Genomic DNA, 235 nt, shown 5'->3' with positions numbered 1-235 from the left:
GTTGAACAGCAGAATTGGCACAATCAGGATCAACAGCATCACCACCGCCAGCGCAGAAGCCACCGGCCAGTCGCGGTTATTGAAGAACTCCAGCCACAGCACGCGACCGATCATCAGCGTCTCCGGGCCACCCAGCAGTTCCGGAATCACGAACTCGCCGACCACCGGAATGAACACCAGCATGCAGCCGGCAATGATGCCGTTCTTGGCCAGCGGCACGGTGATCTTCCAGAAG

General features: G+C 59.1%; 1 protein-coding gene. It reads right to left on the bottom strand.

Going from position 1 to position 235, the window contains the following annotated elements; all coding sequences use genetic code 11:
* Positions 1-235 (bottom strand): ABC transporter permease subunit (locus AAEY83_RS18605; protein WP_351061670.1); only part of this gene is annotated, 235 nt, incomplete at both ends.

The sequence above is a fragment of the Psychrobacter sp. TB20-MNA-CIBAN-0197 genome, from assembly GCF_040309765.1.
GTDB lineage: Bacteria > Pseudomonadota > Gammaproteobacteria > Pseudomonadales > Moraxellaceae > Psychrobacter > Psychrobacter submarinus.
The sequence above is the reverse complement of the archived record's forward strand: the minus strand, read 5'-3'. Positions and strand labels throughout refer to the sequence as shown.